This is a genomic window from Pseudoxanthomonas mexicana, assembly GCF_001556105.1.
Classification (GTDB): domain Bacteria; phylum Pseudomonadota; class Gammaproteobacteria; order Xanthomonadales; family Xanthomonadaceae; genus Pseudoxanthomonas_A; species Pseudoxanthomonas_A mexicana_A.
Window position 1 is genome coordinate 38,161 of record NZ_LSIF01000036.1, and the last position, 18,938, is coordinate 57,098.

13 protein-coding genes are annotated in these 18,938 nt (G+C 68.3%); 9 read left to right on the forward strand and 4 right to left on the reverse strand.

From position 1 onward, the window contains the following. Positions 1-20: 20 nt before the first annotated feature. On the reverse strand, positions 21-902 hold the full coding sequence (locus tag AX730_RS06520) for a BPSS1780 family membrane protein (RefSeq protein WP_062353699.1): 882 nt from the start codon (positions 900-902) through the stop codon (positions 21-23). Positions 903-935: 33 nt separating this feature from the next. Continuing rightward, entirely contained in the window at positions 936-1,667 is a 732-nt protein-coding gene (locus AX730_RS06525) for a glutamine amidotransferase (protein WP_062353701.1), read from the reverse strand. A gap of 91 nt (positions 1,668-1,758) precedes the next feature. Here AX730_RS06525 and glyQ point away from each other — a divergent pair, with 91 nt between their 5' ends. The 7 genes from glyQ to AX730_RS06560 all read left to right on the forward strand — a co-directional run bounded on the left by glyQ (position 1,759) and on the right by AX730_RS06560 (position 14,111). Beyond that, complete coding sequence (gene glyQ, locus AX730_RS06530; protein ID WP_062353809.1) at positions 1,759-2,691, forward strand: glycine--tRNA ligase subunit alpha; 933 nt, start codon at positions 1,759-1,761, stop codon at positions 2,689-2,691. A gap of 47 nt (positions 2,692-2,738) precedes the next feature. Further along, a complete protein-coding gene (gene glyS / locus AX730_RS06535; protein ID WP_062353812.1) occupies positions 2,739-4,913 on the forward strand; it encodes a glycine--tRNA ligase subunit beta in 2,175 nt (724 codons plus the stop codon). Positions 4,914-5,047: 134 nt separating this feature from the next. Continuing rightward, complete coding sequence (locus AX730_RS06540; protein ID WP_062353703.1) at positions 5,048-6,832, forward strand: autotransporter assembly complex protein TamA; 1,785 nt, start codon at positions 5,048-5,050, stop codon at positions 6,830-6,832. Positions 6,833-6,915: 83 nt separating this feature from the next. Further along, positions 6,916-10,662 (forward strand): translocation/assembly module TamB domain-containing protein, encoded by a 3,747-nt coding sequence (locus AX730_RS06545; protein WP_083537771.1) that lies wholly within the window; start codon positions 6,916-6,918, stop codon positions 10,660-10,662. 2 nt (positions 10,663-10,664) lie between these two features. Beyond that, positions 10,665-11,723, forward strand: coding sequence for a winged helix DNA-binding domain-containing protein (locus tag AX730_RS06550; RefSeq protein WP_062353709.1), 1,059 nt, complete (start codon positions 10,665-10,667; stop codon positions 11,721-11,723). Positions 11,724-11,805: 82 nt separating this feature from the next. Next, on the forward strand, positions 11,806-13,947 hold the full coding sequence (locus AX730_RS06555; protein ID WP_232310191.1) for a S46 family peptidase: 2,142 nt from the start codon (positions 11,806-11,808) through the stop codon (positions 13,945-13,947). After that, a complete protein-coding gene (locus AX730_RS06560; RefSeq protein WP_062353715.1) occupies positions 13,944-14,111 on the forward strand; it encodes an oxidoreductase-like domain-containing protein in 168 nt (55 codons plus the stop codon). The genes AX730_RS06555 and AX730_RS06560 overlap by 4 nt, the downstream gene beginning before the upstream one ends. Positions 14,112-14,247: 136 nt before the next feature. On the opposite strand, the gene mnmG is transcribed toward AX730_RS06560, so the two are convergent. Continuing rightward, positions 14,248-16,137: a tRNA uridine-5-carboxymethylaminomethyl(34) synthesis enzyme MnmG gene (mnmG, locus tag AX730_RS06565; protein ID WP_062353718.1), complete on the reverse strand. Its 1,890-nt coding sequence runs from the start codon at positions 16,135-16,137 to the stop codon at positions 14,248-14,250. A 450-nt stretch (positions 16,138-16,587) separates the two neighbouring features. Then, the gene (locus AX730_RS06570) at positions 16,588-17,223 is read right to left on the reverse strand and encodes a hypothetical protein (RefSeq protein ID WP_332307604.1); all 636 of its coding nucleotides are present in this window, start codon (positions 17,221-17,223) and stop codon (positions 16,588-16,590) included. Positions 17,224-17,363: 140 nt separating this feature from the next. Here AX730_RS06570 and AX730_RS06575 point away from each other — a divergent pair, with 140 nt between their 5' ends. Together AX730_RS06575 and AX730_RS06580 are read left to right on the forward strand one after the other, a co-directional pair. Continuing rightward, positions 17,364-18,326, forward strand: coding sequence for a threonine ammonia-lyase (locus tag AX730_RS06575; protein WP_062353721.1), 963 nt, complete (start codon positions 17,364-17,366; stop codon positions 18,324-18,326). Beyond that, positions 18,323-18,931: a YdcF family protein gene (locus AX730_RS06580; RefSeq protein WP_062353724.1), complete on the forward strand. Its 609-nt coding sequence runs from the start codon at positions 18,323-18,325 to the stop codon at positions 18,929-18,931. Before AX730_RS06575 ends, AX730_RS06580 begins: the two co-directional genes overlap by 4 nt. The last annotated feature ends 7 nt before the right edge of the window (positions 18,932-18,938 follow it).

Here is an 18,938-nt window from a genome sequence, read left to right on the forward strand (position 1 = left end):
GGCCCACCGATCTTCGAGGCTCAGACCTCGATCCGCGTCGACGCGCCCGGCCCAGCCGCCGTATCCGTACCGGCACCGAGCATCTGCTGCCATGCCGCGTAGGCCGCGCCGGCCAGTACCGGCATCACGACCGCCATCAGGGTGAACTGCCAGAGCCCCATCGCGATGGTGCCGCCGACGGCCAGCGCCAGGATCGAGGCCACCAGCAGCGAGCCCATGCCGACGGCGAAGATGGCGATGCCGGCCAGCAGGTAGAACACCAGCATCGCGGTCCAGTTCTGCACGCAGGCGCGCAGGCTGTTGCGCATGGCGTCCATGACGTGCGCGCCGGAGAACAGGATCTGCGGCGATGCGATGAACGTCATCCACTTCACCGCCACGAAGACGACGGTCACCAGCAACAACCACAGCAGCAGGCGACCGGCCGGCAAGCCTTCCACTAACGAAGGATCCGGCTGGCCACCGGCGGCCGCGATGGTCTGCATCTTCTGGTAAACGTCGGCCAGGTGCTGCAGCTGTTCGGTGCCCACCATCACGAACAGCAGCGCCCCCATGACCAGCGCCGCCAGCAGTTGCGGCAGCAGCGTAGCCAGCAATGCGGGCGCATGGCCGTCACGGACGGGCTGCAGCAGGTTCGACGGTTGTGCCGTGCGCCCCTCGTCCACTTCGCGCACGGCCCAGAGCATGCCCGCGAAGAACAGCGGCCCCGCCAGCACCAGCAGGAACTGCATGGCCAGCGTCATCGCCGGCACTGTCACCGCCACCAGCGCCACAACCATCGACAACAGACCCCAGAGTACCGCCAGCGTCGCGAGCGGCACGGGCGCGCGCTTCAGCAGGGCGAAGCCCGCCAGCAGCCATTCTGCGCCCGCACTGGCCGGCACCTTGTTGATCGTCGACATCGGGGTTCTCTGGGAGAGGTACAGCAGGAGGACTCAGCGCGCGTGCAGGCCACGCGCATGGCGGACGAACCGCCGCAATAGTTTGCGGGCTTGCGGCGCCGCCGTCACGCTGCGGGCGATCGTGCCCGGGCAGCGGCCTTCGCTACGCAGGTGCTCGGCACGCGCATGCACGTAGCCGCGCATGTGGTGGGTGGCGAATTCGGGGTGGAACTGCACGCCCCAGGCGCGGTCGCGCCAGCGGAACGCGTGACAGTCGTCCTGCTCGGAGCGCGCCAGCACGGTGGCGCCTTCCGGCGGCCGCGCCACGGTCTGCACGTGGGTGGCGTGGGCGGTGAATTTCAGCGGCAATGCCGAGAACAGCGGATCGTCCTGCGCATGCGGGTGCAGGTCGATGTGGACGGTGCCGGATTCGCGCCCGGCCGGGTTGTAGGCGACTTCGCCACCGAGGGCATGCGCCAGCAACTGGTGGCCATAGCAGATGCCCAGCAGCGGCAGGCCTTCGTGGGCGGCATCGCGCAGCCACTCGGCGCTGCGTTCGCTCCAGTCGGCACGGTCGGTGACCATCGCAGCGGAGCCGCTGACGATGACACCGGCAAACCCTTCGCGCGAAGGCAGCGTATCGCCGCGCTCGACATTCGCCACCACGGTCTCGTCCGCTTCCAGTCCGGCGGCCACGCGGATCCAGTGCGGGAAGCCGCCATAACGCCGCATCGAACGCACCGGCTGGCCGGTTTCGACGATGAGGAAAGGGGCGTTCACGGGCATATCCACGACGGCGTCAAACAGGCAAAAAGCGGCGGAAGGACAAGGGCTTGCCCGTATACTAGCCCGCTTTTCCGCAGTGCACGATGACGCGATGGCCGGACAAACCATTTCACCGGTAACCACCTTCCAGGGCCTGAGCTTCCAGGCCCTGATCCAGACCCTGAACCAGTACTGGGCCGACCAGGGCTGCGTACTGATCCAGCCGCTGGACCTGGAAGTCGGCGCCGGCACCTTCCACCCCGCGACCTTCCTGCGTGCGCTGGGACCGGAACCGTGGAATGCCGCCTACGTGCAGCCGAGCCGCCGCCCCACTGACGGCCGGTACGGCGACAACCCCAACCGGCTGCAGCGTTACTACCAGTACCAGGTGGTGATGAAGCCGAACCCCGACAACCTCCAGGAGCTGTACCTGGGCTCGTTGAAGGCGCTGGGCATCGACCCGCGCGTTCACGACCTGCGCTTCGTCGAGGACAACTGGGAATCGCCGACGCTCGGTGCCTGGGGCCTGGGCTGGGAAGTCTGGTTGAACGGCATGGAAGTCACCCAGTTCACCTACTTCCAGCAGGCTGGCGGGCTGGAATGCCGCCCGGTGCTGGGCGAGATCACCTACGGCCTCGAGCGCCTCTGCATGTACCTGCAGAACGTCGACAACGTCTACGACCTGGTGTGGACGGTCGGCCCGCAGGGCGTGGTGAAGTACGGCGACGTCTACCACCAGAACGAGGTGGAACAGAGCACGTACAACTTCGAGCACGCCGACGTGGAGGAACTGTTCCACCGCTTCGATGCCTGCGAGAAGGAAGCGTTGAAGCTGGTCGACGTGGGTCTGCCCCTGCCCGCCTACGAGCAGGTCTGCAAGGCCAGCCACAGCTTCAACCTGCTGGACGCGCGCCGCGCGATCTCCGTCACCGAGCGCCAGCGCTACATCCTGCGCGTGCGCAAGCTGGCGCAGGCGGTGGCTGAGGCGTACTACGCGCAGCGCGAGAAGCTGGGCTTCCCGGGCGTGAAGAAAGAAACCGCTTAAAGCCCCTCTCCCGCAGGGAGAAGGGAACAACTCAAGGTTGCATGTACATGAGCGAACAAAAATCCCTGCTGATCGAACTGGGCACCGAAGAGCTGCCGGTCAAGGCGCTGCCGGGCCTGGCGCAGGCCTTCTTCGACGGCGTGACCGTGGCGCTGGAGAAGCGCGGCATCGGTTTCGAGCGTGGCGACGCCAAGCCGCTCTACACGCCGCGCCGCCTCGCCGTGCTGCTGCCTGCCGTGGACGTGGAACAGCCGGAGCAGACGTCCGAAGTGCTGGGCCCGTACCTCAACATCGCGCTGGACGCGAACGGCGCGCCGACCAAGGCGCTGGAAGGCTTTGCCACGAAGTCCGGCATCGACTGGACGCAGCTGGAACGCACCACCGACGGCAAGGGCGAGCGTTTCGTCCATCGCGCGGTGAAGCCCGGCGCACAGACCGCCGACCTGCTGGCCGACATCGTGCGCGACGCGCTCGCCGGCATGCCGATCCCCAAGCCGATGCGCTGGGGCGACCACGACTACGCCTTCGCACGGCCGGTGCACTGGCTGGTGCTGCTGCTGGGCAAGGACGTGGTGCCGGCCGAGGTGCTGGGCGTGACGTCCGACCGCATGAGCCGCGGCCATCGCTTCGAGCACGACAAGCCGGTGTGGATCAACGACCCTGACGACTACGTCATCGCGCTGGAAGGCGCGAAGGTGCTGGTCGACCCCGACGCCCGCCGCGCGCGCATCGTGGCCGAGGTGCACAAGGCGGCCGAGCAGGCCGGCGGCAGCGCGCGCATCACCGACGACAACCTGGAGCAGGTGGTCTGCCTGACCGAGTGGCCGGCGGCGGTGCTGTGCAGTTTCGAAGCCGCCTTCCTGGCCGTGCCGCAGGAAGCGCTGATCGAGACGATGGAGATCAACCAGAAGTTCTTCCCGGTGCTCAGCGACGGCGGCAAGCTGACCGAGCACTTCATCGGCATCGCCAACATCGAATCGCAGAACGTCGGGGAAGTACGCAAGGGCTACGAGCGCGTGATCCGCCCGCGCTTCGCCGATGCGAAGTTCTTCTTCGACGAGGACCTGAAGCAGGGCCTCGCATCGATGGGCGACGGCCTGAAGACCGTCACTTACCAGGCCAAGCTGGGCAGCGTCGCCGACAAGGTCGCGCGCGTGGCCGCGCTGGCGGAAACCATCGCAACGCAGGTCGGTGCCGATCCCGCGCAGGCACGTCGTGCCGCGACACTGGCGAAGAACGACCTGCAGTCGCGCATGGTCAACGAGTTCCCCGAACTGCAAGGCATCGCGGGCCGCCACTACGCGCTTGCCGCCGGCGAGCCGAAAGAGATCGCGCTGGCCATCGACGAGGCCTACCAGCCGCGTTTCGCCGGCGACGACATCGCGCTGTCGCCACTGGGCAAGGTGCTCGCCATCGCCGAGCGCCTGGACACGCTGGCCGGCGGTTTCGCCGCGGGCCTGAAGCCGACCGGCAACAAGGACCCGTTCGCGCTGCGGCGTAATGCGCTGGGCTTGGCGCGGACGGTGATCGAGAGCGGGTTCAACCTAGATTTGAATGAGTTGATCCGCTTTGCTTCAGGCAAGGTCCTTGAGCAAATCATGGCGATGCGCGAATCTGACCGAGCAGCAGCAAAAGCCCACGCTGAAAGCAAAGGCGTGCCCATCAATGAGGTTGTTTGGGCACAGCTCGCGTCCTTGAGTGAGGTCGGCTATGAGGAAATTTATCCCTTCATCCTCGACCGCCTGCGCGGCTACTACGCCGACAAGGGCGTGCCCGCCGCGCACTTCACCACGGTGGCGGAACTGAAGCCGGCCTCGCTGTACGACTTCGACACGCGCCTGGATGCGATCGGTACCTTCGCCACGCTGCCGGAGGCCGAGGCGCTGGCCGCGGCCAACAAGCGCATCGGCAACATCCTGAAGAAGGCCGACATCGCCATCCCGCACGTGATCGACCGTGCGCTGCTGACCGATCCGGCCGAAAGCGCACTGGCCGAAGCGGTGGAAGCCGTGCTCGGCGAGACCGACGAAGCGCTGCATCACCATGACTACGTCACCGTGCTGAACCACCTCGCCCGCCTGCGCCCGCAGGTCGATGCGTTCTTCGACGGCGTGATGGTCAACGCGGACGATCAGGCGGTGCGCGCCAACCGCCTGGCCCTGCTCAAGCGCCTGGCCGACCGCTTCCGCGCGGTGGCGGCGATCGAGCATCTGTCGAGCTGAGTTGGGTTCCCTTCTCCCCGCACGCGGGGCGAGGGCGTATTCCGCATGCGGTGACCGACGGGTCGCGTGAACCGCGAGCTGAAATACGCGCCCACCCTTCACCCCGCTTAACCCGCACCGGGTATCCTTCGCGCATGCGTCGAATCCCCCGCTTCGCCACCGCCCTGTACCTGTTTGTCGCCACCGCGCCCGCGTGGGCGGCGACCACAGTGGAGAAGGTGGAGGTCGTAGGGCTTGATGACGAGTTGATGGTCGAGAACATCAACGCCGCGCTGTCGCTGAACGACTCGCTCGGCAAGCGATTGGGTGAATCGCGGCTGGAATACCTGCTTGGCGAAGCAGTTGCCGAGACGCGCGAAGCGCTGGAACCCTTCGGCTACTACTCGCCTACCGTCACCCTCGGCGCGCCCCGTACCGAAGGCGCGGACAATGAAACGCTGACGGTGACGGTGCGGGTGGCGCTTGGCGAACCGGTGCGCGTGCGCCAGCGCGACCTCTCCATCGACGGCGAAGGCGGCGACGACCGCTACCTGAAGGAAGACCTGGCGTCGTTCGCACCAAAGGTCGGCGACGTCTTCGATCACACCACATACGAAGCGAGCAAGCTGGCCATCGTGCGGCGCCTGGCCGATCGCGGCTACTTCGATGCCGACTTCACCCACCGCCGCGTCGAGGTCACGCGCGCCGACCACGCCGCCGACATCGCACTGGGCTGGGTCAGCGGCATCCGCTACGACATGGGCGTCACCACCTTCCACCAGGACAAGTTCAACCCGGGCCTGCTGGAGAAGCTGGTGTACTGGGAAGAAGGCAGCTACTTCCACCAGGGCAAGCTGGACCGTCTGCGCGAATCGCTGGTGGGCCTGGACTATTTTTCCAGCATCGACATCCAGGCCAATCCGGACAAGGCCGAGGACGGCCGCGTGCCGATCGACGTGAAGCTGGAACTGGCCAAGCGCGACATCTACACCGCCGGCCTCAGCTACGGCACCCAGAGCGGCCCCGGCATCCGTCTGGGGCTGGACCGCCGCTACGTCAACTCGCGCGGACACAAGCTGTCCACGTTCCTGGACTACGCGCAGAAGCGCAAGACGCTGCTGACGCAGTACCGCATTCCCGCGTTCAAGTGGCTGGACGGCTGGTACACCCTCGGCGTGCAGGCCAGCGACGAGCAGACCGACTACATCGACCTGCGCCATGTCGAGTTGACCGGCAGCCGCAGTGGCCAGGTCAGCGAGGACTGGACCGCCATCGCCTCGATCCATTCGCTGCGCGAGCGCTGGCGCTACGTCGAGAACGATCCGCTCACGGGCCTGCCGGATACCACCGTGCAGTACGCCACCTTCAGCTATCCCTCGCTGCGCGCGGACTACACCAACACGCCCATCGGCTCGAACCGTCCCGACCAGCTGGCCGGTTCCATCCTGCTGCGCGGTGGCCTGGACGGTGCGGGATCGGACGCCAACTTCCTGCAGTTCCACATGCGCGCGCGCTGGTCGCAGCGCTACAAGACCAACAGCTCGCTGATCGTGCGCGGCGAGTACGGCCACACGTTCACCAGCTCGCTGGTGGCGATGCCGCCGTCGCTGCGCTTCTTCGCCGGCGGCGACCGCAGCATCCGCGGCTATGCGTGGCGCGAAGTCGGTCCGCGCCGCGGCGACTACGCGCTCGGCGCGAAGAACGTGCTGACCAGCAGCGTCGAGTACGAGTTCTATCCGAAGGGCGGCCCGTACGGCGGCGCGGTGTTCGTCGACACCGGCAGCGCCTTCGATGGCACGCGCCCCGATCTCAGCACCGGCATCGGCGTCGGCTTGCGCTGGCGCTCGCCGGTGGGACCGGTGCGGCTGGACGTGGCGCACGGCCTGAACGATCCGGATTCCAGCTTCCAGATCTACCTGAACATCGGGACGGATCTGTGAGGAAGCACAAGCTCCCCGACAACCTCACGCCCGAAGAGCGCGACGCGCGCATCGCCGAACTGCGCGCCCGCCGCAAGGCACGCATGCGCACGCTGGCGATCCGCAGCGCCATCGGCACCGGCGTGCTCACCGTGCTGTTGTGCATCGGCCTGTACTGGCTGCTGCAGACCGTCGCGGGTCGCGATGTGCTGCTGGCGCAGATCAAGGCGCGCCTGCCGGCGGACGCCTCGTTGAACTACCGAGAGGCCGAAGGCCCCATCGCCGGCCCGCTGACGCTGCGCGGCGTGGACTTCCGCTGGGACAAGATCCGCTTCACCGCCGACGAGGTGTACCTGGAGCCGGACCTGCGACCCCTGCTCGGCAAACGCCTGCGCCTGGATGTGCTGAAACTGCGCGGCGCGATGCTGGACGTGCCGGAAAGCGACGAGCCCTTCGCGTTGCCGCAGTGGCCCGACCTGCTGCCGCAGATCGAGATGCCGCTGGCGATCCAGGCCGATGCACTGGAGATCGACCGCTTCCTGGTCCGGCAGGGCGGCCAGCCGGTCATCGACATCACGCGCGCCACCGGCGGCATCGACATCGGCAACGGCTACGTGATCGCCGAGACGCTGGCCATCGCCAGCGACCGTGGCGCCTTCGGCGTGCACGGCCGCTATGCGCCGCGCGACGGCTATGCCACCGACCTCACCGCCACCGGCGTGTTTCCCGCGACGCTTGGCCGCACGCCCGCGCGCATCGGCCTGGTGGCGCGCGGCAACCGTGCCCGCATGAACGTCGGCGTATCCGGTGCCGCCCCCGCGCCGCTGCGCGCCACCCTCACGCTGCGCGGCGAAACGAAACCGACCTGGAACTTCGCCGCGAAGACCGAAGCGCTGGACCTGTCGCTGCTGGGCGTGATGGACGACAGCACGCCGGTCTCGTTCGACCTCGTCGCCAAAGGTGCGGGCGGTGCCGCCGACCTGCAGGGCAAGGTGCAGCAGGGCGATATCGCCGTGGTCATCGAGCCCTCGCATGCGCGCATCGACGGTGAAGTGCTGACCGTGGAACCGTTGGCGATCCGCGCGTTCGATGGCTATGCCTCGCTGCGCGGCCGCGCCGACTTCACCGTGCCGGAGAACCCCGAGTTCCGTTTCGCCGTCAACGCGCGCGGACTGCGCTGGGGCACCGAAGCGGACAGTATGATCGGCGCCGAAGGCGATTTCGGCCTCGCCGGCAAACTGGAAGCGTGGGCGGCCATCGGCAAGGCCACGCTGACGCGCGGCGACGACAGCGCACTGCTCGAATTCAACGGCAGCGGCAATGCCGAGCGCGCGCAGTTGCAGACACTGCGCGCCACCATGCCGACCGGCACGCTGGACGCCACCGGCACCGTCGGTTGGTCGCCCGTGCTGGACTGGGATGTCACCGCCACGCTCGCAGGCTTCGATCCCGGTTACTTCGCGGCGGGCTGGAACGGCAATGTATCCGGCCAACTCGCGTCGAAGGGCAAGCAGCGCGAAGACGGCCTGTTCCAGGGCACGCTGGACGTACCGAAGCTTGCCGGCCGCCTGCGCGACCGGCCGCTGGACGCACGCGGCACGTTCGCGCTGGACGGCGACAACGGCGAAGGCGACCTTGCGTTGTCGCTGGGCGGCAGCCGCGTCACCGCGAAGGGCAAGGTCGGCGACACGCTGGACGTCGACGCCACGTTCCGCCCGTTCAACCTGGCCGACCTGCTGCCCGATGCAAGCGGCACGCTCGCCGGCACGCTCAGCCTGACCGGCGCGCGCACCGCGCCGAACATCGATGCGGATCTCGGCGGCGAGAACCTGCGCTGGAACGACTGGAGCGCTGGCGCGATCAGTCTGCGCGGTCGACTGCCGTGGCGCAGCGGCAGCGGCGAACTGGTGATGCAGGGCAGCGCCATCGGCGTGGGCACCGTGCTGGACACCGTCAGCCTCACGGCGCGTGGCGCGGTGGAGGACCTGCGCGTCGACGGCGATGCACGCAATGCGATGGGCGCGGTGGCGTTGTCGGGCAGCGCGCAGAAGCGCGGCGCCAACTGGCAGGGCACGCTGGATGCGCTGCGCATCGCGCCGTCGAAGGGCAACCCGTGGACGTTGCGGCAGCCGGCGCGTTACGCGCAGAACGGCGCCAACTGGACGCTGTCGGAAAGCTGCCTGGGCTCGGACATCGGCGGCGCGCTGTGCGCCAGCGCCAACTGGCCGCGGCAAGGCCTGGACGTCCGCGGCGAAGCGCTGTCGCTCGCCCTGGTGCAACCGTGGCTGCCACCCAGCGATGGGCGCCCGCTGACGCTGCGTGGCGAGTTCACGCTGGACGCCACGCTGCGCCCCGCCAGCAATGCATGGCAGGGCGAAGTTCACCTGGCCTCGCTCGATGGTGGCCTGAAGATGGGCGCCACGGCCCACGGCGAAATCATCCGCTACGACAACTTCACCCTCGACGTCGACTTCACGCCACAGCGCATCCAGGGCCGCCTCGGCACCGGCTTCAAGGGCGATGGCTATGTCGACGCCACCTTCAACACCGGCTGGGATGCGTTCGCGCCGTTGAAGGGCGACCTGTACTTCAACAACTCGCGCCTGTTCTGGCTGGAACTGTTCTCGCCGGACCTCGTGCGTCCGCAAGGCAAGCTGGCCGGCCACATCGGTGTCGCCGGCACACGCGGCCGTCCGCTGCTGAGCGGCGAAGCCACACTGGCCGAATTCACCGGCGAACTGCCCGCGCTCGGCGTGTCGCTGGCCGACGGCAGCGCGGAGCTGGTCGCGTTGTCCGATGGCAGCGCGCGCATCAATGGCAGCATGAAGACCGTCTCGTCGACCGGTGGCACCGGCGCCGGTGGCGTGCTCAACGTGGCCGGCACGCTGGGCTGGAACAACGACACCACGCCGCTGCAGTTCCAGGTGCGCGGCGACAACGTGCTGGTCGCCGACACCACCGACCTGCGCGCGGTCGCATCGCCGAACGTCCAGGTGGGCTTCGCCGACAACACCATCCAGGTCCGCGGCGAGGTCGGCATTCCGTCTGCCACGATCGACGTGGAGAAACTGGACGATGGCGTGTCCGCATCGGAAGACGTGGTGATCCTCGATCCCGTCGATCCCGAACGCGCGCCCAGTTCGCGGCTGGACCTGGACCTCGCGCTCAAGGTCGGAGACCAGGTCAACCTGAAGGGCTACGGTCTGGAAGGCACACTGGCCGGCACGCTGCGCGTGCGCTCGCAACCCGGCCGCGAAATGCTGGGCACGGGTCGCCTCGACGTCGACGGGCGCTACGAGGCTTACGGGCAGAAGCTGCGCATCACCCGCGGCGAGCTGACCTGGAGCAACAACGCCGTTTCCGATCCGCGCATCAACATCCGCGCCGAGCGCGAGGTGGTCAGTGCCGGCGTCACCGCCGGCATCGACGTCACGGGGCGCGCCAGCCAGCCGCGCGCGCGCGTCTGGTCGAATCCGTCGATGGCCGAATCCGAAGCCCTCGCCTACCTCGTGCTGGGCCGCGCGCTCAACACCGCCAGCAGCGACGAAAGCCAGCGCATCAACGCGGCTTCCTCGGCCCTCGGCGCAGGCGCCGGCCTGCTCGCATCCCAGCTTGGCGCGAAGATCGGCCTGGACGATGCCGGCGTACTGGAATCGCGCACGCTGGGAGGCTCGGTGTTCGGCGTGGGCAAGTACCTGTCGCCGAAGCTGTACGTCAGCTACGGCGTGTCGATGGTCGGTTCCGGCTCCGCGGTCACGCTGAAGTACCTGCTGCGCAAGGGCTTCGACGTGGAAGTGGAGTCCAGCACCATCGAGACGCGCGGCTCGGTCAACTGGCGCAAGGAAAAGTAGGCGTGCCGCCGTCGCTGACGGCACGCCGCCTGCCGGCCCAGGGCATCTGCACCCCTGTCGCGACTGCACCTGCGGACGCCGTGCGACACCTGGCCGCGATGCAGGCGCAGGACTACCACGCCGCGCTGTGGGCGGTCGGTCTGCGCACGGAAGACGCGACACGGGAGCAGGTCGAAGATGCCATCGCGCGCGGCGAGATCGTGCGCACCTGGCCGATGCGGGGCACGCTGCACCTGCTGGCCCGCGACGACGTGCGCTGGATGGTGGCGCTGCTGGCGCCGCGGGTGCAGGCCGCGAACGCAGCACGCATCGCACGCGACTTCGGCTTCGACGCGCCCACGCTGGCGCACGGTCGCCACGTGATCGAACAGGCGCTGGCGGGCGGTGCGCCGATGTCGCGCACGGCGCTGTACGCGCGAATGGAGGCGGCAGGCATCGCCAGCAACGGACAGCGCGGCCTGCACCTGCTGAACTGGCTGGCACACGAGAGCGTGATCTGCCAGGGCCCGAGGCATGGCAAGCAACCGACGTTCGTGCTGCTCGATGCGTGGATACCGGCCGCTTCGTCGCTCATGCGCGACGAGGCGCTGCATCGGCTGGCGCTGCGGTACCTGCAAGGCCATGGACCCGCGACGGTCGACGATCTCGCCTGGTGGTCCGGACTGACGCGGAAGGACGCACGGCAGGCGTTGCAGTCGGCGGCGTCCACGCTCGAGCAGGACACGCACGACGGCGTCACCTGGTGGTGGCGCCCCGATGCGCCCGCGGCTTCGCGCTCGCGCGCCGTGCACCTGCTGCCCGCGTTCGACGAATACCTGATCGGTTACCGCGACCGCACGCCGGTGTTGGACGCGGCGCAGACGCGACGCATATTCAGCGTCAACGGCCTCGTGGCCGCCACGGTGATCATCGAGGGACGTGTGGCGGCTGCATGGAAGCGCGGGGCCGCGGGTGGCGACGAGGTCGTGCTCGATCCGCTGCGCGCGCTGGACGACGTCGAACACGCCGGCATCCGCCATGCGGCGCAGCGTTGGCGGCGCTTCCTCGGCGACGCGGACTGACCACGCGACACAGGCCGTCATTGCCGCACCGCGGCAGGCCCGATATCGTCACCGTCTTCCTTGTTCCCGCTGGATGCCGACCATGCGCCACCGACTTTCGACATCCGCCCTCGCCTTGGGCGTGGCCCTGTCCCTGCCCGCCCACGCCGACGAAGGCATGTGGATGCCGTCGCAACTGCCGCAGCTGGCCAAGACGCTGCGCGACGCCGGCTTCAAGGGCGACCCGAAGACGCTGGCCGACGTCACCGCCGCCCCGCTGAGCGCGGTGGTGCGCGCGGGCGGCGGCACCGGCGCATTCGTCTCGCAGGACGGCCTTATCCTGACCAACCACCACGTCGCCTATGGCGTGATCCAGTACAACAGCAAGCCCGCGCACAACCTGATCGACGATGGCTTCGTCGCCGCCGACCGCGCGGCTGAGTTGCCCGCGAATCCGGATTTCCGCGTGCTGGTCACGGTCGGCTACGACAAGGTCACCGACACAGTGCTGAAGGAGACCGCCGGCAAGACCGGGCGCGCCTACTTCGACGCGGTGGACCGCGCCAGCAAGGCCATCGTCGCCGACTGCGAAGCCAAGGGCGGCGTGCGCTGCAGCGTCGCCAACATGTACTACGGCACCGACTTCTACCGCATCACCCAGCTGGAGCTGCGTGACATCCGCCTCGTCTACGCGCCGCCCCGCGCGATCGGCAACTACGGCGACGAGATCGACAATTTCATGTGGCCGCGCCACACCGGCGATTTCACCCTGCTGCGCGCCTACGTCGGCAAGGACGGCAGGCCCGCGCCCTACAGTCCCGACAACGTGCCCTACCGCGCACCCGCGCACCTGACGCTGGCGAAGGACGGTCCGAAGACCGGCGACTACGCGATGCTGGCCGGCTACCCCGGCATCACCTACCGCCATCGCACGGCCGCCGAGTTCGAAGAACAGATCATCTGGACGCTGCCCACGCGCGTGGCGGTGTTCGACCAGCTGATCGACGTGGTGGAAGCCGCGGGCGCCAAGGATGCCGATGCGAAGACGTGCTATGCCGCGCAGCTGCAGTCGCTGAAGAACCAGCGCAAGCGCGCCGCTGGCGAACTGGAAGGCCTGCGCCGCAGCGACGCGGCGCGCGTGCGTGCAGACGACGAACGCGGCATGCTGGCCACGGCGGCAGCCGCCAAGGAACGCGCCGACATTGATGCGCTGGCTGCTTCGATCGCCGGCGGTTCGGCGATGCGCGAACGCGAACTGCTGCTCACCCTGTTCGGCGCGCAATCGCAGCTGATGCGCGCGGCCATCACGCTGGAGCGCCTGCGCGTGGAATCGGCCAAGCCGGACGCGGAACGCGAGAGCGGCTTCCAGGCGCGCGACCACGCCATGATCGAAGGCATCCTGAAGCAGGTGCAGCGGCGCTACTCGCCCGAGGTGGAGAAGGCGCTGCTCACCGTCCTGCTGACGCGTTACCAGCAATTGCCGGACGCGCAGCGCCTGCCCGCCTTCGATACCGCGTTCGGACGCACGCCTGCCGCACTCAAGCAGGCCCTCGACACGCTATACGCCGGTACGAGACTCGGCGACGAAGCCGAGCGCCTGTCGCGCTTCGCGGCAGCGCGCGAAGGCAAGCCGCTGGCCACCGATCCGCTGATCGCACTGGCGGCGACGTTGGTGCCCGTGCAACTGACGCTGGAGAACGAACGCAAGACGCGCGAAGGCGAGCAGCTGCGTCTGCGCCCGGCCTACATGCGCGCGCTGTTCGCCTGGCGCCAGCAGCAGGGACGCGCGCTGTATCCGGACGCCAACGGCACCCTGCGGGTGAGCTTCGGCAAGGTCGACGGCTTCTCGCAGCGCGACGGCGTGGAGTACACGCCAGTGACGACCGTGGCCGGTATCGTCGAGAAGAACACCGGCACCGTGCCGTTCGATGCGCCCAAGCCGCTGCTGGACGCCATCGCCAAGGGCGGTTTCGCGGACACGGAGGATCCTGCACTGAAGACGCAGACGGTCAACTTCCTCACCAACCTGGACACCACCGGCGGCAACTCCGGCTCGCCCGTGCTCAACGCGCGCGGCGAACTGATCGGCCTGAACTTCGACAGCAACTGGGAGTCGGTCAGCGCCAGCTGGATGTTCGACCCGCGCTACAAGCGTGCCGTGCACGTCGACATGCGCTACCTGCGCTGGCTGATGGGCAAGGTGTATCCGGCGCCGCACCTGTTGAAGGAAATGGGCGCGCAGTGACGCCCGACGACGACCCGCACCCCATCGAGCCCGAGCCGCCGCTACCGAGCGACTGCTGCAACAGCGGCTGCCCGATCTGCGTGCACGACCTGTACACGGAACAGCTGCAGCACTACCGCGAGCAGCTGGCGGCGTGGAAGGCGCGGCATCCGGGTTCCCAATAAGCGCGCCGTTGTGGGAGCGACGTGAGTCGCGAAGAAACATCCAGATTCAAGGTGCGGCCGTTGGAGGCGAAGGCTCCTTACGGCCGGACGACGCTTGATCGCGACTTACGTCGCTCCCACAACCGCGTCGCTCGGCTTACGCCACGCGCGTGCGGCGCGCGCGCTCCAGGTGCACCAGCAGCAGCGAGATGGCGGCAGGCGTCATGCCGGGGATACGCTGCGCCTGGCCGATGGTCTCGGGCTGCACGCGATCGAGCTTCTGCTGCACTTCGGCCGACAGGCCACGCACGCCGGCGAAGTCGAAACCGGCCGGGATCGGCGTGGATTCGTTGCGCTGCTGGCGTTCGATCTCGTCGCGCTGGCGATCGAGGTAGCCGGCGTACTTCACGCCGATCTCCACCTGCTCGGCGACCTGCGCATCATCCACGGCGGGACCGATGGACGGCACCGACATCAGCCTGGCGTAGTCCAGCTCCGGACGCTTGATCAGGTCCAGCACGTTGGTCTCGCGGCTGACCTGCACGCCGAGCGTGTCGGCGACCTCGCGGCCCAGCGCGTTCGCCGGCGTGGCCCACAGCGCGCGCAGGCGGCCGGTCTCGCGTGCGATGGCCTCGCGCTTGGCCTCGAAGCGCTGCCAGCGCGCGTCGTCGACCAGCCCCAGCGTGCGGCCGGGTTCGGTGAGGCGCAGGTCGGCATTGTCCTCGCGCAGCTGCAGCCGGTATTCGGCGCGGCTGGTGAACATGCGGTACGGCTCCTTGGTGCCGTGCGTGATCAGGTCGTCGACCAGCACGCCGAGATAGGCTTCGTCGCGGCGCGGCGACCACGCCTCCTTCTGCTGCACGAAACGGGCGGCGTTGAGTCCGGCGAGCAACCCCTGCGCGGCAGCTTCTTCGTAGCCGGTAGTGCCATTGATCTGACCCGCGAAGAACAGGCCGGCGACCGCCTTCGTCTCCAGCGATGCCTTCAACCCACGCGGATCGAAGAAGTCGTATTCGATGGCGTAGCCCGGGCGCGTGATATGCGCGCTTTCCATGCCACGGATGCTGCGCACCAGCGCCAGCTGCACGTCGAACGGCAGCGAGGTGGAAATGCCGTTCGGATAGATCTCGGCGACGTCGAGGCCTTCCGGCTCGACGAAGATCTGGTGGCTGGCCTTCTCGGCGAAGCGCACCACCTTGTCTTCGATGGACGGGCAGTAGCGTGGACCGATGCCTTCGATCTGGCCGGAATACATCGGCGAACGATGCAGCGCGCCACGGATGATCTCGTGCGTCTGATCGCTGGTGTGCGTGATCCAGCACGACACCTGGCGCGGATGGTCGGCCACGCTGCCCATGAACGACATCACCGGCAACGGATCATCGCCCGGCTGCTCTTCCATCACCGAATAGTCGAGCGAACGGCCATCAATGCGCGGCGGCGTGCCGGTTTTCAAGCGATCGACGACGAACGCGCCTTCGCGCAACCGCGCAGCGAGCGCCGTTGCGGGCGGATCGCCGGCGCGACCGGCGGCGTACTGCGTCTCGCCGACATGGATCTTGCCGGCGAGGAACGTGCCGGCCGTCAGCACGACGGCCGGCGCATGGAAGGTCAGGCCGGTCTGGGTGACCGCACCGCGCACGGTGCCGTTCTCGATGAGCAGGTCATCGACCGCGCCCTGGAACAGGGTCAGGTTGGGCTGCGCTTCCACTGCGCGCCGGATGGCACTGCGGTACAGCGCGCGATCTGCCTGGCAGCGCGTCGCGCGCACGGCAGGACCCTTCGACGCGTTGAGCGTGCGCCACTGGATGCCGGCGCGGTCGGCCGCCCACGCCATCACGCCGCCCAGCGCATCGATCTCCTTCACCAGGTGACCCTTGCCGATGCCGCCGATGGCCGGGTTGCAACTCATCGCACCCACCGTTTCCACGTTGTGCGTCAGCAGCAACGTGCGGGCACCGGCGCGCGCGGACGCGAGCGCGGCCTCGGTGCCGGCGTGGCCGCCGCCGATGATGATGACGTCGTAGTGGTGGAAGCTGGAACTCATGGCGAAGGTTCGGTGGCGAGTGCCCGTGGATGGGGCGGGTACGGACGAGGGGATCCGGCATGGCGATCCGGCAAAGTTGGCACGCTTCCTGCTGTATTCCCATGCACCCGTCGTGGCAAGCGACCAGGGGCGCCGGGTTGGTAATTGGAACAGGGGCCAGCCATGCGCACGCCGGGGATGCCGGGGGCCGGTAGTCGGGGGACTACCGGCCCCTTTTTTATGCGCGCAGGATACCAGAGCAAGAAAAAAAGCCCGGCAAAGCCGGGCTTTTTCGTTAGGCGCCGACGCCCGATGGGGCCGGAACAGGGGGGATCCAGATTTCCCCACCGGACGTCGACATTGAACCTTCAATTCCCGCTTACGTCAGAAAGCGACGCAACCGGTCAAATGATGTTCAACGCCTGCGGCAGCGGCAGGAGAGGGCGACGATTGGATCGGCCAAGGGGCGGATCAGCGCTCGTGCTGGCGGACGCCACCACCGTCACGTGGCGCGGGACGGGACGGTGGCGCCGGTCGCTCCATGCGGGGCGACGAGAACGGCCGCTCCGCACGCGGCGGCGGCGCCGCACGCTCCATGATCCTCGGCCGTTCGGCCGACCGCGGCATCGAGGGCGATGACATCACGCGCGGCGGACGGTAGCCACCTTCGCCCACGCGGGGCTGGCTGGGTGCCGGCGCCATGTGGCCAGGACGACCCGGGATCAGGGGCTGCGCCCCGCCCTCACGCCAACGGCCCGTCGAGTCACGCCACGGCGGCGGACGATTACCGCTTCCGCTGCTCGGTGGCGGATTGTTGTCGCCGGGGCGTGGGGGATGTGGTGGGCGCGGCGGGTAGTACGGATAGTGCGACCCGTAATAGCCGTAGTACGGGTAACCGGAATAGCCGCCGTAGCGGTAAGGACTACCATAGCCATAATTGCCGTACACGCCGCCACCGTAGTAGCCACCGTACGGATCCGAGTATTGCGTGCTCGGTCGGCCGTGGTAGTAGCCGCCCGGCGCGGTATCGCCCATGTAGTCATATGTCGCACAGCCACCGAGGGCCAGGCTGGCGAATGCGATGGTCAGTAATGATGTGCGCTTCATGGCGGAACCCCGTTACTCTGCAGCCGCAGCATCTGCCCGGGGCATTGAATCCGTGCTTAACCTGACCGGCAGCCGCGGCAGACGCGAGCGTGCACTCGCAGGCAAGGCTGAGCTCCCGGGTGATGCGCTAACCTTTCCGCATGCCGATGCCCCTGCCCACCTTCGACGACGTCCTCGCCGCCGCTGCGCGTATCGCCCCTCACGCCCATGCCACTCCGGTCCTGCGCTCCAGTGCGCTGGACGCGATGGCCGGCTGCGAGCTCCACTTCAAGGCGGAGCCGCTGCAACGGACCGGCGCCTTCAAGTTCCGCGGGGCCTGCAATGCGGTCTGGGCACTGGACGACGCCTCGGCGGCACGTGGCGTGGTGACGCACTCGTCGGGCAACCACGGTGCGGCCCTGGCGCTGGCGGCCCGTACCCGCGGGATCCCCTGCCACGTGGTTGTGCCGAAAGGCGCCAATGCGGCGAAGCTTGCGAACATCGCCCGCTACGGCGCGCACCTGCACACGTGCGAGGCGACCATCGATGCCCGCGAAGCCTCCGCCGCCCGCGTGCAGGCCGAGACCGGTGCCACCCTGATCCACCCCTACACCCATCCGCACGTGATCGCCGGCCAGGGCACCGCCGCGCTGGAACTGCTCAACGCACACGGACCACTGGAGGCCCTCGTGGCACCGGTCGGCGGTGGCGGCCTGCTGTCCGGCACGGCGATCACCGCCGCTGCCACCGCGCCGGGCTGCCGGATCGTCGGCGCTGAGCCGGAAGGCGCCGCCGACACTGCGGATTCCCTGGCCGCAGGCGAGCGCCGCATCGATTTCGTCCCCGATACCGTCTGCGACGGTCTTCGCGGCACGTTGGGCGAACCGAATTTCGCCCTGTTGCATGCACATCATGTCGAGGTCCTGACGATCCCCGACACCGAAACCCTGGCGGCCATGCGGCTGCTGTGGCAATGCCTGAAACTGCTGGTGGAACCGTCGTCCGCGATCGCGCTGGCGGCCGTGCTGCGGCACCGCGACCGCTTTGCCGGCCAGCACGTCGGTGTACTTCTGTCGGGCGGCAATGTCGACCTGGATGCATTGCCGTGGGAGCACGCCACATGAACACCCGGCGCCGGAAAACGAAGCGCGGCGTTTCGGCCTGGCTGTGGCGGCTGGTGCTGCTGGTGCTGCTCTGGCTGGTCGGTGTTGCCGCCTACATCGTCTGGGTCGGGCAGCGCGACGACGCCGCGCCCGCCGACGCGATCATCGTGCTTGGCGCCGCTGCCTACGACGCCAAGCCATCGCCGGTCTTCGAGGAACGCATCCGCCACGGCATCGACCTCTACAACCGCGGCCTGGCACCGACGCTGATCTTCACCGGCGGCTACGGCGGCACCGGTGCGCGCTTTTCGGAATCCCAGGTCGCGCGCCGTTACGCGATGCGCGAGGGTGTGCCGGAGAAGGCGATCCTGATCGAATCCCTCTCTCGCAACACCCACGACAACCTGCGCCAGGCCCGCATGCTGATGCAGCAGCACAAGCTGCACACCGTCATCATCGTCAGCGATCCGCTGCACATGGCGCGTGCACTGAGGATCAGCCGCAGCCTCGGCATCCGCGCCGTTGGTTCACCCACGCCCACCAGCCGCTTCCGCAGCTTCGCCACGCGCTGGCGCTTCCTGCTGCAGGAGGTCTATTTCTTCCATCGCGACCGGCTGACGCGCTGACGGCCTG